An 18450-nucleotide genomic window follows, 5' to 3' on the forward strand; every position below is an offset into this window, starting at 1 on the left:
CTATACTTTCGACCCAACCATTTATATACCGCATATCGGTCAGCGGTAAACTTTCAACCCGACCATTTATATACCACATATCGGTCAGTGGTAAACTTTCTTTGTACCTACATTCTAGCAAGTGCAAAGAGGAAAGTCAATAGGGCTTTCCATGAAAATTTTATGGAATATCCGCTCGAATTATTCCTGTTTTACGAGTAATCAAGCAAATTTATAATAATTACTCTCAAATTAGCAATATCATCATTGGATTCTATATCATCCAACTCAAACACTTCTTTTATCATCCTTTTTTTGTCATAATATACATAGATTTTATCTGTATCAATCACTAATACATTATCTTTATAAATATTGTCCGTCACTACCTTATCTGCTGTTAAATACAACTGTTTTAAATTGCAATATGACATCAACTGAGAATTTATGTCCTTTTCTGCTGAAACAGATAACTTGATTTCCACAGGCAAATATTTACCGTTCATTTTTATTACATTATCTACAAATGTTTTGCTTCTGTTCTCCTTTTTGCAACCACATTCTTTAAAAAAGGCTTTTGTATCTCCCAAAACTTTCAAAAATCTATCCACGTAAAACGCTCTAAACTGTGCTTCAAGGAAAAAATCTCTCCTATGGCAATTTACTATTTTCAGCCAATTATCATCATTTAGCTTATATAATGGCATCGGTTCTGCAACCGAATCTATAAAATATTTCTCCACAATAATGTTTTTATTTAAAATCAATTTTTTAATAAAGTCAAATTTTTCGCCAAAAACCGGTGTTATACTGCTCTGTCTTGAAACTTCTAATTCAATACTAAATTCTGATATATCGACTAGATTTTCCAATAGAAAAATATCATCAATTGGCGCATATATATTACTTCTCCAATGCAAATTCTCATTATCCATTTTTTCATAGGCAGGATTACCAGATATTTTTCCTATTGCAAATATTTTTCCACCATATATTTCATGAATCTTTTTTGCTCTTATCAGAGCATTCATGATTGTCCAAAAAGCACTATTAGAATACCGTTCTCTGCTACTTAAAAGCTCATTCTTTAATTTACTAATTTTACTATTTGCATATTTTGCGTGCATAAAAAAGACAATATCGCCTTTCTTACACCACTTAGGTGCTGTCCATGCGGTTTCTCTATCCTCATACTCGCCATCATCACCACCCCTTATAATTGCTTCCATATTAAAAAAATGTGCATAATTATAAACTTCATCTAATGAATTTGGGAAAGAGATATTTGATATATACGCTTGAACATAATTCATAACAAATTACCTCTCTATTCATAACGCTAAATATATCCTTTATAACAAGGTAAATCACACAATGGTGCAAATTATAATCATTTTTCTGTTTATAAAGTAACTTTTTGCCGCTACATCCTCCAATGATTCCTCAATCGTACTTAAACCACTTCTTGAGCCAAGCAATGGACTAACTTCACGCAGTTCTTCAAAAGTTGTATTATGTACAATGGGAACAAGTAAGTCACGAGCCAACAACGCAGAAAGTTCTTTATCTGCTATTCCTTCTCCACTAACACGTTTAAGAAACGAAGGTGTAACCAATACAATGCCGACACGAGATTTTACTAATCCCTTATCAATTTCACGAAGTAATGAAGAACCTAAAAGAACATCTTTTTCACTAAACCAAACCGTTACTCCTTTAGATTCAAGCATATCATGTAATTCTTTAGCTGCACCTTTACGGTCATCCCATGCGTGACAAAGAAAAACATCTCTTAAATCTGGTAACTCGGAACGCTTTTCAACATTTTCACGCACTGGGGTAAGTGTTCGAATTTCCGCAGGAGTATATAAAATAGTTGACCCCGTCGAAGACCATCGTGCTTTTGTCTTAGATTGCCCACTACTGCTACCACTTCTCGAACTGCTTGTTGGCGCAGAATGTGGTGTAGAATATGTGGGATAAAAATTGTAATTTCTATAACCGCCTCCTCCACACACTGGACAATTTGCCCTTCCACTTGCTGTGCGGTGACCGTTAATTGGCGCTGTACATTTTGCCATAATTTCATACCTTTTTCTATGAAATATTTATCTTCGTCTGTTGCTATTAAAGTTTGCAATCTTATTTTCATTGTACCAAGTCGCTAGCGCGACGGCTAGCCCTAAGTACATTTAGTTTCAATTTTCTGCCATAAAAAATAGCAGTTTTTAAATTTATGATGTATTGTTAAGTTACCACACCAAACAACTTCATAACTTTTAAAACTGCTATGCTTAGTTTATCATGGTTTTTTAATCTCAACAACTACATATTCTACTTTTTTATCAAGAAACGATATGAAATCTGCCACACTTTAGAGAGCCTTAGTGACATTTCAATTTTCTTATGATATAGTGGACTTCCACTTTTAGGAAAAGGAGTTGATGATATATGCCACAAATGAACAAAGGCGGTAAATTTATTTTCGGAAAATCACTGATACGAGATGATTTGACAATCTATCTCCCAACACAGGCTCTTACAGAGTACAACGCCACAGCAGAGGGAAAAGTCTATCTTTTTACTGGAAGCAAGGTCACTGGCGGATTTTGCGTGACAACAAAAGGATTGTTAGAACCGTCAAAATTAGGACACATTCTTACTGATAATCCAGCTTTACAGAATTATCAGACCACAGAGGGCGAATTTGTCAAATACAAAGGGCGGTCATACTGTTGGGTAAATATTTCAGAGAATGGTGTAATTCAGCTTAATCAGCAGATATTAGATTTTCTTAATCTGAAGATTGGAACGGAACTATTGTCTATCCGAAGCAGTGATATAGCTTTCACAATGGGCGCAACCGGTCCTCTGTTGGAAAGAGCCGACAATTATGAGGGCAAAATTCCTCTGTATTAAAAAAACAGATATCATGATACCCGCCCGAAATCCAGTATTCATCAGATAATTAGAGCCATTTTAGAGCCAACAGGCATAAAGCAATCCCGGAAACGCCCATTTTATCAGTGTTTCCGGGATTTCATCCGTTACTCGAACTCTTCCCGGAATTTTTATCAGCAACTCTCAAATGCTGATATTTCCTACATTTCGGGTACATCTATTTCGCCAAATATTACTCTTTTCGCATCGTTTTCACAATTTTTAGTAGCAAATTAGTTGCAGTATCTGCACCGATAATTTTCCATCGGCTTGATATAATCTACTTTTTATTATTCACAACGAATAAATCCATGTGACTGTCAGGCTATCTATTATACCTGCTGCCACTGTCAAAACGAAAGGAGCACCACTATGAGCAACAAACATAAAAATCCAACAATTAGTTTCAGAATCACTGATGGCGAACGAAAACAAATCGAGGCACGCATTCTTGCCAGTGGAATGATGAAAAAAGATTACTTTGTCCGTTCCTGCATTTACAACCGCATCTGCGTTGTTGGCAAGAAAGAAACCATATATCCTCTGGTACAGACTGTCAATGCGTTGTATCTGCAATTACTTAAAATGCAAAGAGAATTTACCGCAAACGATGTTACTCCTGATACGCTTCCTTCTTTGGAATCCATTAAGGAATTACAAACTGAATACACCAATATGCTGACAGCTATCATTGACCTGCTGGATGGTGCAAAATATCTGTGGGAAGGAAACCAGCATGAATAACAATCTTACTTTTCAGTTTGGTATGTACGAACCTGCAACCGATTCCATCATTGTGAACACTGGCGAAAATTCCATTCTTGTTATCCGTTGTAAAGAATGTAATTCCTCTGTTATCTTCGATGATTCCAGTGATGTAGTCTATCTGTACCATTTAGCAGAAGAAACACCGCTTTTATACGCAAAGCTTGCATTGAAAGCAAATGGCTTACAAGATTATGTGAATGCCATGAATGAATTTAATTAACAGCCTGTTTCCTATCTCCATCATTTTTCTTATGATGGAGATAGGCTTCTTAATCCATTCTTATGACATTCATTTGCATTATTCTCTAAAATAAACCTTATTTTTTGTTTTTCCTGTGCCTTTAAGGATATTCAGCTTTTCAGCCTTCAACAACAAACGGCTTGCCGTCTTTATTTCAACTTCCAGCAATTTTGCCGCAGCAGCACTATTTATTTCTTTATTTGTTTCCAGATAAATCAAAATAATCTGCATTCTTGCTCTTTCCAATTCGGACATTGATTCGGACATTGATTCGGACATTGATTCGGACATTGATTCGGACATTGATTCGGACATTTTCTCTTTTCTTTCAAAACCGTCTCTTATGCGAATAATCGCATTTAAATAAGTTCTTTCCTCATCCATATCAAACTCAGGCTCCGGTGAACCATTTTGTTTCAGTTCTCTTAATATTTTAGGAATGCCTGTTCCCTTTTTTTCAGATAAGTCAATCTCCTTAAATAATTCCCCAATTCTTCTGTTACGATATTTCCTTCCTTTCACTTTACCTGATACAAAACGTTCAAGATTAATCCATTTCGCAAGTCCAGGATAATTAAGTATCTGAATGCTATCCACATATATGCGGATTTCCACTGGCTCCGGCTCGCGATACGACTTGTGAAATACTGCATTTACCAATGTTTCTTCCAATGCATTATATGGATAGTTAAAATATCGTTCTGCTTCTGCCTGCCCCTGAACCTTTACAACTTTTTGCTCAATCACAGTTGTCTTTATATAATTCAAAGCATCCTGAACTTGTCTCCATATTGGTCCTGTAAATATTTTTTCCGTAAAATCATCCGATGCCTCGGCTTCTTCTGAATGAAATCTAGTCAGCTCAATATATGCCCCGGGAATCAGCTTCTCCGGATGTTCCGCAAACATCAATACACCGATATTTCTGATATCTAATTCCGTATCTGTCTCATTTGCAACTTCCTGTGCAAGCAGCAGTTCCTCTAATGAACTGCTATTCAGTTCCATCACCAGACTACTGTTGCTCTTCCTAATAAAATCTTCAAGATAGCCTCTCATGATATCATCAATTTTCGCCTTTCTATTGACACGGTCATCAAATGGCACAATGGCACGGAATTAAATTTATCAAACAATTCAGATATTTCGTCCTGCTTGGCATCTGTCGTAAGCGACGCCGGTCTAATCCAATATTTCAAGCTTTTGTCAGCTTTTTCACCATTTTCCACATACAATGATTTCGGTGCCTGATAAGGACCGCTATCACCCGCTGAACACCATAGATATATCAAATAAATTCCTTCATTCTTATAATCAACCACTTCCATTCTTGGAATGTACCTTGGAATAATCTGATTACAGTACTGAAATATTTCCTGCTGGATGGAATCTAACTTTTCCTTCGGAACACCTACTAACGGAAATACCGGCATACCATTGCTCTCTTTTACCCCTATGACGATATATCCGCCATTGGTGTTATCATAATCATTTGCAAAAGCACAAATAGAATGAATAATATCATTTGGATTCCAGCCTGTTTTATACTCTACACGGTCATGTTCAACGACACGTCCTTCTAATAAAGTTTCTATCTTTAATGGTATCATTCAGATGCCTCTCTTTCTGGTATGAATATTTCTTACTGCTTTAAATAAAATCATGTCTTTTTAAAACATATATTCAACCATTCATTTTAGAAAAATTCCTCTTGGAACAAATCATTATCATCCAGCTCCAAATCCGTATTAACTACAAGATTATCAATATATTCTTCAAATGAATCTGTTACAAATGTCTCCCATAAACCATATGCTTTCATTTTTTCCGCAATCTTGCTTACAAGAACTCTTGTTGAAAAAGTATCATTAAAAAGCAAAGTTAAATTTTGTATTGTCATTCTTCTCTACCAGCCACTTGCATATTAATCCAAAATTAAGTTCGCTATATTCTCTACACAAAATAATTCCGCCAGCCACCTGCAAAGATGCTATCGCTTCCTGTTGTCTAAATATACATGTACACATCCATTCATTATTTTGCAACTTTTCTGAAAAACCTGATTCTGACAGCCTATTCCACAAACTATGTGCATTAAAATATTTATCTTCACATTTTAGCACCCACTTTTGTAATTTTTTTACATCACTTATAGTAATCCCATATACATATTCCACCTGAGAAATAGATATCAAAATTTTGGGTGCCACTTCGATATATTCTAAGTCCATTTTCTTTTTATATAGTGCTGAATTAAAAATAGATAAATTCACAAGCCGCCGATCTAACTCATTTAAATCCACAATATCTGACGAAAATAATTCTGCATCAAAATAATTAACCACAGAACTATATATGTCATTATATGCATAGCCCATATTTAATGTATACCCTAATCTCTTGAAAGCAGCACTATTAAACGCGTCATCCGACGAATGAATACATACTTTTTCAAACTCTCTTTCAAGTTCATCTGTAAACCAAAAGTTTTTTATTTCCAATACCTATATCCATCCCTAATGTCCAATTCTTCCATCAATTCGGCATAATCCCTGTATATCAACTCAGTTGATATAACAAGATTCCTATACTGTGTAAAATCAATCTTTTCCCATATTACTTTTGGATTTGCCTCACAATACCTGACATGATTTTTTCTGTCAAATACAATATGCTTAGCATTTCGCAAGTGATTTACCACAGTTCGTTGATTAATATCCTCTATTTGTTCTTCTGAAAAATTCCTTTTTGAAAAATTAACGCTATCAACAGGAGTAAGATTTTCCAAATCTTCTATGCTCATGTCACCTATATTGATTTGTCTTACTACACCTTTAATTTCTGCAATGGTTTTCACTCCCATATTCCACTGTTCTGCTATAATTCTATCAACTACTTTTATCTCAATTGTGCTTTTCCCTCATATCTCCTGCGATAATAGTCCATCGTACGGTATTCCAAAATATCCTTCATATGTTTCTTAAACGCATCATTCCTTATTATTTCTTCCAAATCATCCCGAATTGCAATCGCATAGCCATCTTTCTCAATAAAGAACCCTTTTCCGGAAGCCTTTAAAAATTTAATCGGCATACTTTTCGCCTTACTTAAATGCTGTTTATCCGTCATAGCTTTATAATCAGTATATGATATGTCCGCCGCAAAATCTTTCCAATTTGTTCCATTATCAAAAAATGTTTTCCATGCTGCTAACACATCTTCATCTTTAACTGCCAGTCGTATATCTCCATCATTATAGAAACTATATAAAATTGGCATCTTATAAACCTTCTGCATATCAGTAGTCTCAATCAAGGAAAGAAATTCTCTTCCTATCCCCGAATATACCACTTCTTCGTCTACCGAAAGTTCGTGCATTTCATTTAAAAATTCCATATATCTTCGAAATGGATTTTCCTTTGCGTGTTTCATACAATATTGATAAATATCATCATCCATATATGTAAACAATTCTATACGAGATGGAACTTTACCATCTAGTAGTTCTTTTACCCTGTAAAATTCCTGCTTAATTCGCTCTTTTACAGATAATGATTTCTTCTCCAGTTCCTTGAATAAATCAATCAGTCTCATATCGAAATCCACAATACAATCATCAGGATACTCAATATCAGCATAATTATAGGCACTCTTTTCTCCAAGATCTTTCCCACCACTTAATAGTAATGGTGCTCGTCCTGCTTTTTCATAGTTACCAATAAAGTCTAAAACATTTAGATATTCTTTACCTTTACTGATACGAAGCCCACGCCCTAACTGCTGTAAAAAGACAATTGGTGACTCGGTTGGCCTTAAAAACATAACCATATCAAGAGCAGCAATATCTACCCCTTCATTAAACATATCTACAGAGAAAATCATCTTTATTTCCTGTTTCTTTAGTTTCTCAATTGCTTTATCCCTGTCTTCTGAAAACGCTCCATTCGCATTACTATATACTGCAACAGCCTCAATACCTCTTTTACAAAATTCCTTTGCCATTTCTTCTGCATGTTGTCTGGAACAGCAAAAGCCAAGAGCCCTTTTAGAACGATATTTCATGTAGTATTTATAAATCAAATCATAGCGTTTTATGTTGCCAATATAAGTTTCATTTAATTCCTTTTCATCGTAACGACCTTTTACTAGATGCAATGATGAATAATCTGTCTCATCATAAATACCGTAATAATGAAATGGAACAAGCATACCTTTATTGATTGCTTCTTTTAATGAAATTTCATATGGTACATTATAATCACAGATTTTATTTAACAATGTGTGCCGTGATAATTGTATAACTATATGAATTGATAGTAATTTTGATATTTTCAACCTCACAATACCAGTTTTTGCCCTGTTTGTATATGTTACAATTTTTATCTAACACTTTATTTTTACAGTACTCAACAACATCTGTTGTATCTATTTTTAGGTTTCTTTTAATTCTATCAATTCCCATTTCGGTTGTATGAATTTTATCAATATTATCAAGCAATATCTTTTTATCTTCCATTTTTTTCTTTAGCTCCTGCTTTGTTCATTTGATTGTACCACTTTTATTCCTTATTTACCACAAAAAATACAGGACATAGCAACCGCTACGCCCCACATTTCTTATCGCTCCAACGACTTCTCAATCTTTTGTTTCTGCCCTTTCAAGTCATTCTGCTTCTCATATAGACTATTTCGCTCTCTGCACAGTTCTTTCATGCGCTCCAACTGCGCCCGCACTCCCTCCCGGCAATCCGGCTCTATCTTTTTATATTCCCCGGTCAGATTGCGGATTGTATTGTTGTTTTCCTTTATCTGCTCCGACAGGCATACCCAGTCTATCAGATTTTGCACTTCCTTGTCCGTTTCGTAAAGGTCTGTATCTGCTACGATTTTAGCACACAGCCGTATCATAACTTTCTTTTCCATATCCGTCATATCCTATCAATCCCCCTTTTCCTATCGGCTCATTTCAAAGGCACGTTTCGGGCGTTTTTTTGCTCGTTCTGCCTGTTCTAATGCCTTTGACCGTTCCACTATCAACTGCACCTGTTCCCTGCCTAAATGACGCTCCAAACGTCCTAAATCAGTCGCTTTTTCCTGCAATCGGTCTATGGTGTCGCTCTGTTCCATAACCTTGTCCGTCAAGCGGCTAATCTGTACTTGTTGCCCGTCCACTTTAGCGGTCAGCTTCTTTCCCTGCTCCGTAAGCTGTACGCACTTGATAGTCAGATTTTTAACGACTTCTTTCAATTTCTCCACAAGCGGGAGTGCCTTTTTATCCCGATAATTCTTTGCGCTCATCAATGACCCCGGCTCTGCTAACTGCCATTTCACATCTTCATCATAGGCATGGATATTTCTCTCCATGACTTCCTTTGACTGTACCATTTTGTTGATTTCCTGCTGTAACTTTTTCTGCTGTTTCTCCAACTTTTCATTTTCGGATAACAGCTTTTCTTTATCCCCTGTCAGTGTTTCCGTCTGTTCTTTTAGAAAATGATTTGTAGCGGAAAGTTCTGATACTTCCTGTCGGATTGCTTCGCCCTCTTTTCGTATTTGCTCCGTTTCCCGTCCTGCCGCTATCTGCTGATAAAGAATGGAAGATAATTCCTCTTTACTGCCGGAGATTGTCTGTTCCAGCTCTGCAACCTCTTTTGCACGTTCCTTTTTCTCAAAATCCAAAACCGATAAATGCTTCTCATGTGTTCCCTTTTTCTCCCACTCAATATCATGCTTTAGCATAATCTCCGCAAGATGTTCTTTCTCTGCCGCTACCCACTGGTTACGTTCCGTTTCGCTCCTTGTGCCGCCTTTGAAGCCAAGTTCTGCCAGTGCCTTTTTTAATGACACCCTTGTTTCAAGCCCTCTCTTGCTTCCAGTCGTATAGGGTACGAAATCTATATGCAGATGCGGTGTGGCTTCGTCCATGTGGAGATAGGCAGAGAACACTCTCAATGTGGGATTGCGCCGCTGAAAGTCCTGCATATATTCATCAAGTATTTTCGCCGCAAGCTGTCCGTCCTCTGTCTTTGCCCCCATATCGTCCTTGTTGCCTATCTGCAAAATAATCTCATGGAATGGCTTCTCCTGTTTGCCGGAACAGATTTTCTCATAGTAATCATCAATTATGCGGTCATTTCTGGTCTGCTTCTCATTGTACCGGGTGAGTGCTTCATCAAATAATTCGTGGTATACGTCTTTGATATTTTCGTTGCAGTATTCCACATTCAGACAACTCCGCTCCGAGTCAGTGTTCTTTGCATGGAATTTTCTGCTGTTATGATTGACAGAGCCTTTCCCTGTCATAACGCTAATAGTCCGTTTCAATAAATTTCCCTTTCTCCCTATCGGGTAATGAGCGCCGGATACGGCGCATAGCCTTTGTTACTTTCTGCGAAAGTAACGCAAAAGCACTTTTGTCAGCTACGCCAACAAAAATGCAACCTGCAAGCAGGTTTTGCGCCCTGCCGGGGGCTACCGTCCTAACGGACGGTGGGCGGCTTTTCGCCGCCTTGATACCGCCGCTTCCCTGCTTTCTCTCAACAGCGCAACATTGCAATGTCTATAATTTTTGCAACCTTGCAATCTTCAAGAACGCAATTCCAAGACTGCAAAATCCTAATACCCTGCATTGTTGCGCTGTTGCCTTGCCTGTCCGTCACTGTCTGATTTTATCCAGTTCCCAATACCATGTATTGTTTATCCGCTTTGCCCGGACACCTAACTCTTTTTTCGCATTTTCCAGTGTCCGCTTCGATATGCCCTGCTCGTCTGCAAGACTGAAAATCTCATTGCTCTGCATGGCATTGTTTGTTTCTGCCAGTTCCCGGAGCAGCCGCTTTGCCTGTTCCATTTTATTTGCTTTCGGGGCAATACCGCCTAAGACTTCATCAGCGGTAATCTCATAATCTCCAAGCCATTCAAAACCGTTCTCCGATAATTCAAATGCTTTCGGGTGTCCGAACGCCGCAAGGTTATTTTTTATCTGTACCACAGCCCTTATATTTTCTTCTCCCTCAACCCTGCCAACTAAGAGAACGCTTCTAGCGACTGCAAAGAAATCAATCGAACCCATTCCCCGGTATGCCGCCTTATTTCCTGCCGCCTTGTTCATATGCCCGACAAGGACAATCGCACACTGGTATTTCTCTGCCAGTGCCGCTAATTTCTTTGTCATATCCCTTGCTTCATTCGCCCGGTTCATATCCATACCGCCGCCTAAATAGGCTTGTATCGGGTCTAAAATCAGCAGTTTTGCGCCCGTCTTTATAACAGCTTCTTCCAAGCGTTCATCTATCATGGAAAGGGATTTTATCTTTTCATCAATGACAGAGATTTTCTCACAGTCTGCCCCTGCCTGTTCTAACCGGGGCTTGACCGTATCAGCAAGACCGTCCTCTGCACTCTGATAGATTACATTCAAAGGCTCTGTAAGATTCATTCCACCGCCTAAACTTTCTCCCTTAGACAGTTTTGCCGCTATGTTCAGAATAAATGTTGTCTTTCCGTCACCCGGATCGCCTTGTACGATTGTCAGCTTGCCATAGGGTATAAACGGAAACCACAGCCAAGAAACTTCCTGCGACTGTATCTCCGACAATTTAATCAACTGTAATTCGATTTTTGTTTCTTCCATAAATGCCCTCCATTTCTGAAAAATCGTTGCCACTGGAAGAACCCTCTGCTATACTTGTATTGTGAATATTGATAACAGAGGTTTTCCAGTTATCACAGCCCTAACAGTTGCCGCTGTTGGGGCTTTTTTCTTCTCCGTTGGTGCTTCCCTGCCACAGATATTTTGCTCCGTCCAATACCCAAAGGATTGCTTTCAACATATCCTCATATGTCGTCTGTAATTCTCTGATTTCTTCGGTAGTGACCTCCGGCTTTTCGCCTTTTATCTGCTCTGCCAGTTCTTCCATACGGCTCTGCATTTCCTGCAATTTTTCCACAATCTGATATACCGTTTCTTTCTTCCCCACCACGCATACACGATTGTAAATACAGGAACGAACAAAATAATCTTTCTTTTTCATGCCGCTTGCAAAAATCTTTGCTTCAATTTCTTCCCGTTCTCTGGGAGAAATGCGAAAACTGATTGTTGGATATTTGTGTGTGCCGCTCATTCTTTTGTACCCTCCTTAAACTCTGCGTTCAGCAACTCTGCCATTTGTATCTGTTCTGTCGGGAACATATGGGCGTATCGAAACGTAATATCCACGCTTTCATGCCCTACCCTGTTCCCGATTGATACCGCTGAAAATCCCATGCTGATTAACAACGAAACGTGCGAATGCCTTAAATCGTGGATTCTAATGCGCTTTACCCCTGCTTTTCCTGCCCCTCTCGTCATTTCATGGTGCAGGAAACTTTTTGTCAGATGAAAGATACGGTCAGTCGGGAGAAACCCGTACAGCCTGCCGATATACTCTTTTAATTCCTCACACAAAAAATCCGGCATACTGACATTTCGCTTGCTTTTCGGTGTTTTGGGGTCTGTTATCACATCTTTTCCCTCTAACCGCTGATAAGATTTTGTTATCCGAATTACCTTGTTATCAAAATCTATATCCTGCGGCGTGAGTGCTAAAAGTTCGCCAACACGCAAGCCACACCAGTATAAAATTTGAAATGCTTGATAGGAATATGGCTTGTCTTTTACTGCTTCAATGAATTTCAGATATTCCTCTTTCGTCCAAAAAAGCATTTCCTCTGCTTTCCCTTTCCCAAGCGGACCGGCTTTGACAACGGGATTGCTCTTTAATTCGTAGAACCGTACCGCATGATTAAACAATGCGCTCAATTCTGATTGCAGAGTTTTCAGATAAGTCGGCGCATAAGGCTTTCCCTTTTCATCACGATAGGAAATCTGCTCATTCTGCCACTGGATAATATCTTTTGCACGAATATCGCACATTTTCTTATTCTCAAAGTACGGTAACAATTTTGTGCGTAAGATATGCTCCTTTGTCAACCAAGTATTGTGTTTTAACTTAGGTTTCATATCTCTTGTGTATGCCTGCACAAATTCACCGAAAGTCATATCCAAGTCAGCCGCTTCTTTCATACGGAAATGGTGTTCCCACTCCGTAGCTTCTCTTTTGGTTTTGAAACCTCTCTTGACTTTTCGGCAGTTCTTCCCCGTCCAGTCATAATAATGGAACGATACATACCACGTTCCACGCTGTTCATCTTTATATGCCGCCATATTTCGCCCTCCTTAGTTCGCCGCCTGCGCCATGCCGTAGAATTTTTCTTCATAATATTTTCTGCTGACACGTCCGGCGATTGTGATAAAACCTTTTTCTTCCAGTTCCTCATTCATCTGTCGTACTAATTTGTAAGCAAATGGTTTGGAAACGCCCAACTCCTGCGCTACCTCCCCGGCAGATACAAATAGTTCATTCTTCATTCAACGCCCTCCTTTATTTAGCGTTTTTGTTAAGTTCTGTATTTGAATTATACTTAACATTTCTGTTATTGTCAATAGCTTATTTGTTAAGCTTATCTTTTTTATTAAATTTAGCATTTCTGATAAGTTTTTGTTGCTGTATTATCTGAATTATGCTAGAATATTTAGAGAACACAGAATTGAGAGGTCAGCTATGGACTATAAGATACGCGAAATACACAAACAAGAATATCCGTTACTGGATAATTTTCTATATGAAGCAATCTTTATTCCAGAGGGTATCGAACCTCCACCTAAAACCATCATTACATCACCCGAATTGCAAGTTTATGTGGAGCGTTTCGGGGAATCAGAAGATGATTTGGGATTAACAGCGGAGGTTGACGGTAAGGTTGTCGGTGCTGTTTGGGTTCGTATTATGAACGATTACGGACATATAGATGATGAAACGCCCTCTTTGGCAATCTCTCTTTATAAAGAATACCGGGGCTTTGGTATTGGAACGGCTATGATGAAAGAAATTCTTACCCTGCTTAAATCACATGGATACAGTCGAGTTTCTCTTTCTGTTCAAAAAGCCAATTATGCCGCAAAAATGTATTTAAAGATTGGTTTTGAAATTGTAAGGGAGAATGAAGAAGAATATATTATGGTGTACTACCTATAACAAATTTATAAATAAATTGGAGAAAGGACATTTCATTTATGAGAATCCGACCATATATACCAAACAAAGATTACGAATATGTATCAAAATGGATTGATAACGAAAGAACTCATGCTTTTTGGTGTGCAAATCGCTTTTCCTATCCAATTACGCAACAATCTTTCCATGATTTTTTAGAGAAAAATGCAATAGACTGGACAGACAGTGCTTATGTAGCAACTGAAAACAGCGGACAGGCAGTAGGCTTCTTCTGTTATTCTGTCAATACAGCAGACAATATCGGTTTTCTTAAATTTGTAATTGTTGATAAAACAAAACGCGGAAAAGGTTACGGAAAAGAAATGCTGAATCTTGCTCTGCGATACGCTTTTCAGATAACCGGCGCAAAAGCGGTTCAGCTAAATGTTTTCAATGAAAACGCATTAGCGAAACAATGTTATGAAAAAATCGGCTTTGTTGAAAGAAAGATTGACAAAGATGTATTTTCCTATAAAGACGAATTGTGGAGCAGATGTAACATGATAATTTCAAAACAATCATTCTAATTTTCAGAAAGGACACATGATTATGGTATTAGGAGAACGGATAAAGAGAATCCGCACGTTCCGGGGCTTGACACAGCGTGAATTGGGTTTGAAATTGGGCTATGAGGAACGCAATGCCGATGTTCGTATCGCACAGTATGAATCTGGCTATCGTGTTCCCAAAAACAACACTTTAATGGAAATGGCAAAGATACTGAACGTCAATTATATTCATTTTATTGGCGTTACCCCCGGTTGCGCCGAAGATATTATGCTCACATTCCTTTGGCTTGATGAAGATGACCGCAGCACGATCCACTTATTTCAGCTTGTCCGTAATCCCGGCAAGTGCAACGCTTCTGATGATAAGTCGGTGCGTTACTATGACAATGATGATTGGCCTGCTCATGCCCCGGTAGGTATGTGGTTAGAGTATGGATTAGTCAATGATTTCATGCGAGAGTGGTGTCTGCGGAAAGAACAGTTGAAAAGCGGAGAGATTTCAGAGGACGAGTATTTTGAGTGGAAAATCAACTGGCCTGCTACGAGTAGTAGTGTTGATGAAAAAGGGAATGATAAGAAAAACAGCAGCTATCAATGGAGAAATATATAAAATTACACATAAGAATTAAATTACTAAATAAATGGGAGAACTAATATGGATTGGAATGATTTTTGCTCTAAAATAGACAATTGCAGTCGTCTTTTCCGGGATAAATTACAATATAGTTATGACGAAGAAAAAATATTCTATAGAATAAACGGAAATGAATATATTTATACCAAAAATGATTTTGAAAATATAAAAAATAAAGCTGAACAAGCTTTTTATCAACCTTATTCTCTCATAACTGAATATCAGTATGAATGTTTAGTCGATTTTCCGGATATAGATTCTCGTAGACGCTTTTCTATTAGTTTTGAAGATAAGTTAATGTCAACCTCTATTATAGATTCCGAAAATGAAATTACTTACTCATTTAAAGAAGCCTCTGACGAATTAATTTATTATATATTAGCTACATATGAAAATGTACGTATATCCTTGAAAATGCCCTATTTCATGTTTGAAAGTCGTTGTGCAAATTTAGAAAACAAGACCATTTTTAATATATTAAGACTAATCATACGCCTTCCTTATGCAATTTTAATTCAATGCAATAAACGTATGTCAAAAGATAAATTATTATCTTTTAGCAAATCTTATTTATTTAATATTGCGTATAACCTAGATTTAGTTTTAAAACCTATTACATCACCTGACGTACTTTTTCCAAAGCGTACATTTCAAAGCATACGTCGAGTACATAACGTAGATGAATTAATGCCACCAAAACTTTCATATACAAACGAATTAGCAGAACAATATTATATGGCTCTAGCTTCTTCGGATCCTTTTGTTAAATTTATAGGGTTTTATCACATATTAGAATACTTTTTCGAAGATGTTTACAATGAGGACTTATTAAAAAATATTCAAAATATCCTGCAACATCCGGGATTTTCATCAAAAAGAAAAAAAGATATTATAAAGTTAGTTGACACTATAAAAAAGAAAAATCATCAAAACAAGGAAGATTTCCAAGGATCAGAATTAGAAGCTCTAGAATTAACCATCAGAAAATATATTAACTTAGCAGAACTTATACAAGATTTATCAACATATGATTCCACTATCATTGACTATTACTGTAACCATGAAATCACTTTCTCGAAAGGTGATTCTATAAACTTACATGATTTATCAAATGATAAACTACCTAAGAAATTAGCGGCAAGAATATACAAAACACGCAATGCTTTAGTCCACAATAAATCCAATGAAGCGCGTTTATCAGAACGAGGTCTATACAAGCCGTTTAAAGATAACGAAGAACTATCTAAGGAAATTCCACTAATGAGATTTTTAGCTGAATCAATAATTGTCAATTCAGCTGAATCTTTATAAATTGATAATTTAGGTATCAAAAAGGTATCACGCCCCACTTCAAAAGCCGGAAAGTCCGCTATTTATGCGGCTTCCCGGCTTTCTGTTTACTATTCGAACTCGGCGTGTTCTTTGTTGTTCTTAACTATATTTGTTTAAGTTTTATGCAAATACACGCCCTTTTTTACTTCAATTACATCATTTATTATGGCTTGCTGATTTTCTGTTGCCAAAATGTTGCCACGCATTTATTATAGCAAATCCCGGCAATTTAGCAACCCATTTTTGAAATGTTACGCAATAAAAGCTATTTTTGAGGATAGAGGTATAAAATATCCTCCCCGCCCTGTTCATATTCCAAATGCCTTGTAAAATAAGGTATTCCCAAAGCCTAAAGCGTAACAACGCCAACACACATTTTCTCCTTAAACGCCTTCATAACATGGTGCTAGCACCATGTTTGTACCATCAACAAGGCAAAACGTTGATTCAATAACAAGAACGTTAGTCCCACCAGCAATAGTAAACGCACTGCCCCTCATGGGATAGTTCTGTAATTGAAATCAATTCCCCATTATCCCCAATCATAAAAGTTGGTTGTGAAAAGTCTGTTTCTTCTCCAATATCACTCGGAAATATATCTTTTGGTTCATTAAAAATCTGCTTTATTTCCACAAGCGATAGTTTACTGAAAATAATCAAAGTATCTGCGGTTATAACCTTGTCTTTATTGTCCAGCCCATAAACCTGCACAAAGATTTTTGCCGTTTTATCTTTATTGATTAAATTTTCAATCAAGGCAATATATTCATGCTTTCCCTCAAGACATTCACAGCAAAAATCCGTAAAATCATCTGCCGGGTCCAGATAGTCTTTATATGAGAACCAATAATTATTTGTATAGTTGCTGCTCATTTCATCCGTTTTCAGCAACGTTAAAATAGAACCTTTTTGTAGACTATTCATATTGACGCTCCTTAAACATAATAATATCTCATCTTTCCGCTTCTTTGAAAATAAAACTATTGATTTTTGAAACAGTCAAGGTTTAATCCCTCTCCAATACACGAAACAATATCGTGGTGATTGAAGCCGATAATCCATTGATATTTTTTTGAAACAACATAATAATCTAACCAGCCATTATCTAAAAAAGTCGTATGATTTAGTAAATCAAGGGCTTTCACTAATTCAGATACATAACTTTCAAATATCCAAAATTCTTCTCCACAATACCAATCACTACTCTTGTCGATTAGAAAATAAACCATTTTATTTTCTTCTTTTATAATTTGAGGCAAAAAATGAAACCATGTTGAATAATCAACCGCATAGCACCCAAGAAGTTTTTTCATGCTTTTAGGACTATAACCATTCGTATTAGCCCAATGCAGACCGTTTTTCCACGTTTTTGTTTTATCCGCATATTTTTCTGCAATCTTTTGATATATATTTTCCCACTGGCTTCCACTCACTTTACGAAAACGTTCTTTCGATATGCCACACTTTGTTATTATTTCGTGTTCTAATCTAAATATATCACTTGCAGACCTGTTCATACTCTATTCTCACTTTCAATCCATAATTTCATTTATAAAATCATTGTCTTTCAAAGCTCTTTATTATAACATCTGAACAATAAAATTCTATTTCATTTTCTTCATAATCACCGACCTCATACTTTGAATTATTTTCATATCCTCTCACGGTCATATCTTTAATATAAAATCCAGAAATTTTACCACTTCCATGAAAGCGCCAAGAATTTACATCTACAAATTCTATGAAAATCTTATAATTATCTGGACTGGTCATACCTAATATTAAATTTGTATATTCTTCCCAAGAATTATTATCTAATGTTGTTTCCCATTTCAAAAATATAATCGTATCAAACATATTGAAGTGGCTCATTTGAAAATCCGGTAAAATAGATTTGATTTTATTCAAGTTCACCTATACCCCACCTTTGCAACTTTGTGATTTACGAATTTG

Annotated in this window: 25 protein-coding genes; 7 read left to right on the top strand and 18 right to left on the bottom strand. The window is 36.9% G+C overall.

All coding sequences use genetic code 11. The annotated features are described in order from the left end of the window. Positions 1-191: 191 nt before the first annotated feature. Both VV089_RS15915 and VV089_RS15920 read right to left on the bottom strand, forming a co-directional pair. Positions 192-1292 (bottom strand): hypothetical protein, encoded by a 1101-nt coding sequence (locus VV089_RS15915; RefSeq protein WP_172544142.1) that lies wholly within the window; start codon positions 1290-1292, stop codon positions 192-194. A 54-nt stretch (positions 1293-1346) separates the two neighbouring features. Next, entirely contained in the window at positions 1347-2060 is a 714-nt protein-coding gene (locus VV089_RS15920; RefSeq protein ID WP_334336574.1) for a toll/interleukin-1 receptor domain-containing protein, read from the bottom strand. A gap of 370 nt (positions 2061-2430) precedes the next feature. On the opposite strand from VV089_RS15920, the gene VV089_RS15925 reads away from it, so the two are divergent. The 3 genes from VV089_RS15925 (at position 2431) to VV089_RS15935 (ending at position 3907) form a co-directional block, all read left to right on the top strand. Beyond that, complete coding sequence (locus VV089_RS15925) at positions 2431-2898, top strand: hypothetical protein (RefSeq protein ID WP_334336575.1); 468 nt, start codon at positions 2431-2433, stop codon at positions 2896-2898. 393 nt (positions 2899-3291) lie between these two features. Further along, positions 3292-3663, top strand: a complete 372-nt coding sequence (locus VV089_RS15930) for a plasmid mobilization protein (protein ID WP_172542141.1) — start codon at positions 3292-3294, stop codon at positions 3661-3663. Further along, positions 3656-3907, top strand: a complete 252-nt coding sequence (locus VV089_RS15935; protein WP_172542143.1) for a hypothetical protein — start codon at positions 3656-3658, stop codon at positions 3905-3907. Before VV089_RS15930 ends, VV089_RS15935 begins: the two co-directional genes overlap by 8 nt. 78 nt (positions 3908-3985) lie before the next feature. Here the strand turns inward: VV089_RS15935 and VV089_RS15940 are convergent, their stop codons facing one another. The 13 genes from VV089_RS15940 to VV089_RS16000 all read right to left on the bottom strand — a co-directional run bounded on the left by VV089_RS15940 (position 3986) and on the right by VV089_RS16000 (position 13337). Next, positions 3986-4987, bottom strand: coding sequence for an ATP-binding protein (locus VV089_RS15940; protein ID WP_334336576.1), 1002 nt, complete (start codon positions 4985-4987; stop codon positions 3986-3988). Beyond that, a complete protein-coding gene (locus tag VV089_RS15945) occupies positions 4984-5538 on the bottom strand; it encodes an AlbA family DNA-binding domain-containing protein (RefSeq protein WP_334336577.1) in 555 nt (184 codons plus the stop codon). Before VV089_RS15945 ends, VV089_RS15940 begins: the two co-directional genes overlap by 4 nt. 86 nt (positions 5539-5624) lie before the next feature. Next, positions 5625-5828: a hypothetical protein gene (locus tag VV089_RS15950; protein WP_334336578.1), complete on the bottom strand. Its 204-nt coding sequence runs from the start codon at positions 5826-5828 to the stop codon at positions 5625-5627. Further along, a complete protein-coding gene (locus VV089_RS15955) occupies positions 5797-6429 on the bottom strand; it encodes a hypothetical protein (RefSeq protein ID WP_334336579.1) in 633 nt (210 codons plus the stop codon). The genes VV089_RS15950 and VV089_RS15955 overlap by 32 nt, the downstream gene beginning before the upstream one ends. Continuing rightward, positions 6420-6791 (bottom strand): hypothetical protein, encoded by a 372-nt coding sequence (locus tag VV089_RS15960; RefSeq protein ID WP_334336580.1) that lies wholly within the window; start codon positions 6789-6791, stop codon positions 6420-6422. The genes VV089_RS15955 and VV089_RS15960 overlap by 10 nt, the downstream gene beginning before the upstream one ends. A 35-nt stretch (positions 6792-6826) precedes the next feature. Next, positions 6827-8206, bottom strand: a complete 1380-nt coding sequence (locus VV089_RS15965; protein ID WP_334336581.1) for a DEAD/DEAH box helicase — start codon at positions 8204-8206, stop codon at positions 6827-6829. Continuing rightward, positions 8196-8444 (bottom strand): DUF3781 domain-containing protein, encoded by a 249-nt coding sequence (locus VV089_RS15970; protein ID WP_016285953.1) that lies wholly within the window; start codon positions 8442-8444, stop codon positions 8196-8198. The genes VV089_RS15965 and VV089_RS15970 overlap by 11 nt, the downstream gene beginning before the upstream one ends. Before the next feature lie 101 nt (positions 8445-8545). Next, positions 8546-8860: a hypothetical protein gene (locus tag VV089_RS15975; protein ID WP_172544129.1), complete on the bottom strand. Its 315-nt coding sequence runs from the start codon at positions 8858-8860 to the stop codon at positions 8546-8548. A gap of 21 nt (positions 8861-8881) precedes the next feature. Continuing rightward, a complete protein-coding gene (locus VV089_RS15980) occupies positions 8882-10231 on the bottom strand; it encodes a plasmid recombination protein (RefSeq protein WP_334337587.1) in 1350 nt (449 codons plus the stop codon). 352 nt (positions 10232-10583) lie between these two features. Further along, positions 10584-11561: an AAA family ATPase gene (locus tag VV089_RS15985; protein ID WP_334336582.1), complete on the bottom strand. Its 978-nt coding sequence runs from the start codon at positions 11559-11561 to the stop codon at positions 10584-10586. Positions 11562-11661: 100 nt separating this feature from the next. Next, the gene (locus VV089_RS15990) at positions 11662-12051 is read right to left on the bottom strand and encodes a plasmid mobilization protein (RefSeq protein ID WP_129178936.1); all 390 of its coding nucleotides are present in this window, start codon (positions 12049-12051) and stop codon (positions 11662-11664) included. Beyond that, on the bottom strand, positions 12048-13133 hold the full coding sequence (locus tag VV089_RS15995) for a site-specific integrase (protein ID WP_016292727.1): 1086 nt from the start codon (positions 13131-13133) through the stop codon (positions 12048-12050). Before VV089_RS15995 ends, VV089_RS15990 begins: the two co-directional genes overlap by 4 nt. Positions 13134-13145: 12 nt before the next feature. Further along, a complete protein-coding gene (locus tag VV089_RS16000; RefSeq protein WP_334336583.1) occupies positions 13146-13337 on the bottom strand; it encodes a DNA-binding protein in 192 nt (63 codons plus the stop codon). Between the two features lie 193 nt (positions 13338-13530). On the opposite strand from VV089_RS16000, the gene VV089_RS16005 reads away from it, so the two are divergent. Genes VV089_RS16005 through VV089_RS16020 form a run of 4 tightly spaced genes read left to right on the top strand, consistent with a single transcriptional unit; the run spans position 13531 to position 16476 of the window. Next, positions 13531-14004 (top strand): GNAT family N-acetyltransferase, encoded by a 474-nt coding sequence (locus VV089_RS16005; protein ID WP_334336584.1) that lies wholly within the window; start codon positions 13531-13533, stop codon positions 14002-14004. Positions 14005-14042: 38 nt separating this feature from the next. Then, positions 14043-14549, top strand: a complete 507-nt coding sequence (locus tag VV089_RS16010) for a GNAT family N-acetyltransferase (protein WP_334336585.1) — start codon at positions 14043-14045, stop codon at positions 14547-14549. A gap of 22 nt (positions 14550-14571) precedes the next feature. Next, a complete protein-coding gene (locus tag VV089_RS16015) occupies positions 14572-15141 on the top strand; it encodes a helix-turn-helix domain-containing protein (RefSeq protein ID WP_334336586.1) in 570 nt (189 codons plus the stop codon). A 45-nt stretch (positions 15142-15186) separates the two neighbouring features. Further along, the gene (locus VV089_RS16020) at positions 15187-16476 is read left to right on the top strand and encodes a hypothetical protein (protein WP_334336587.1); all 1290 of its coding nucleotides are present in this window, start codon (positions 15187-15189) and stop codon (positions 16474-16476) included. Between the two features lie 483 nt (positions 16477-16959). On the opposite strand, the gene VV089_RS16025 is transcribed toward VV089_RS16020, so the two are convergent. From VV089_RS16025 to VV089_RS16035, 3 genes are read right to left on the bottom strand one after another with little or no spacing between them, the layout of a single operon-like run. Continuing rightward, a complete protein-coding gene (locus VV089_RS16025) occupies positions 16960-17421 on the bottom strand; it encodes a hypothetical protein (RefSeq protein ID WP_334336588.1) in 462 nt (153 codons plus the stop codon). A 56-nt stretch (positions 17422-17477) separates the two neighbouring features. Beyond that, positions 17478-18014 (bottom strand): DUF6756 family protein, encoded by a 537-nt coding sequence (locus tag VV089_RS16030; RefSeq protein WP_334336589.1) that lies wholly within the window; start codon positions 18012-18014, stop codon positions 17478-17480. A gap of 40 nt (positions 18015-18054) precedes the next feature. Then, positions 18055-18411 carry a hypothetical protein gene (locus VV089_RS16035; RefSeq protein ID WP_334336590.1) on the bottom strand — a complete coding sequence of 119 codons (357 nt, stop codon included), beginning with the start codon at positions 18409-18411 and terminating at the stop codon, positions 18055-18057. Positions 18412-18450: the final 39 nt, after the last annotated feature.

The organism is Candidatus Merdisoma sp. JLR.KK011, from assembly GCF_036941125.1.
Classification (GTDB): domain Bacteria; phylum Bacillota; class Clostridia; order Lachnospirales; family Lachnospiraceae; genus Laedolimicola.

Coding starts and splice junctions, on each gene's coding strand:
- VV089_RS15930 (WP_172542141.1), top strand. CDS start 3,292: ATGAGCAACAAACATAAAAATCCAACAATTAGTTTCAGAATCACTGAT.
- VV089_RS16010 (WP_334336585.1), top strand. CDS start 14,043: ATGAGAATCCGACCATATATACCAAACAAAGATTACGAATATGTATCA.
- VV089_RS16020 (WP_334336587.1), top strand. CDS start 15,187: ATGGATTGGAATGATTTTTGCTCTAAAATAGACAATTGCAGTCGTCTT.
- VV089_RS15915 (WP_172544142.1), bottom strand. CDS start 1,292: ATGAATTATGTTCAAGCGTATATATCAAATATCTCTTTCCCAAATTCA.
- VV089_RS16005 (WP_334336584.1), top strand. CDS start 13,531: ATGGACTATAAGATACGCGAAATACACAAACAAGAATATCCGTTACTG.
- VV089_RS16030 (WP_334336589.1), bottom strand. CDS start 18,014: ATGAACAGGTCTGCAAGTGATATATTTAGATTAGAACACGAAATAATA.
- VV089_RS15935 (WP_172542143.1), top strand. CDS start 3,656: ATGAATAACAATCTTACTTTTCAGTTTGGTATGTACGAACCTGCAACC.
- VV089_RS15990 (WP_129178936.1), bottom strand. CDS start 12,051: ATGAGCGGCACACACAAATATCCAACAATCAGTTTTCGCATTTCTCCC.
- VV089_RS15980 (WP_334337587.1), bottom strand. CDS start 10,231: ATGACAGGGAAAGGCTCTGTCAATCATAACAGCAGAAAATTCCATGCA.
- VV089_RS15945 (WP_334336577.1), bottom strand. CDS start 5,538: ATGATACCATTAAAGATAGAAACTTTATTAGAAGGACGTGTCGTTGAA.
- VV089_RS16015 (WP_334336586.1), top strand. CDS start 14,572: ATGGTATTAGGAGAACGGATAAAGAGAATCCGCACGTTCCGGGGCTTG.
- VV089_RS16000 (WP_334336583.1), bottom strand. CDS start 13,337: ATGAAGAATGAACTATTTGTATCTGCCGGGGAGGTAGCGCAGGAGTTG.
- VV089_RS16025 (WP_334336588.1), bottom strand. CDS start 17,421: ATGAATAGTCTACAAAAAGGTTCTATTTTAACGTTGCTGAAAACGGAT.
- VV089_RS15970 (WP_016285953.1), bottom strand. CDS start 8,444: ATGGAAGATAAAAAGATATTGCTTGATAATATTGATAAAATTCATACA.
- VV089_RS15975 (WP_172544129.1), bottom strand. CDS start 8,860: ATGACGGATATGGAAAAGAAAGTTATGATACGGCTGTGTGCTAAAATC.
- VV089_RS15985 (WP_334336582.1), bottom strand. CDS start 11,561: ATGGAAGAAACAAAAATCGAATTACAGTTGATTAAATTGTCGGAGATA.
- VV089_RS15995 (WP_016292727.1), bottom strand. CDS start 13,133: ATGGCGGCATATAAAGATGAACAGCGTGGAACGTGGTATGTATCGTTC.
- VV089_RS15920 (WP_334336574.1), bottom strand. CDS start 2,060: ATGGCAAAATGTACAGCGCCAATTAACGGTCACCGCACAGCAAGTGGA.
- VV089_RS15950 (WP_334336578.1), bottom strand. CDS start 5,828: ATGACAATACAAAATTTAACTTTGCTTTTTAATGATACTTTTTCAACA.
- VV089_RS15960 (WP_334336580.1), bottom strand. CDS start 6,791: ATGGGAGTGAAAACCATTGCAGAAATTAAAGGTGTAGTAAGACAAATC.
- VV089_RS15925 (WP_334336575.1), top strand. CDS start 2,431: ATGCCACAAATGAACAAAGGCGGTAAATTTATTTTCGGAAAATCACTG.
- VV089_RS15940 (WP_334336576.1), bottom strand. CDS start 4,987: ATGAGAGGCTATCTTGAAGATTTTATTAGGAAGAGCAACAGTAGTCTG.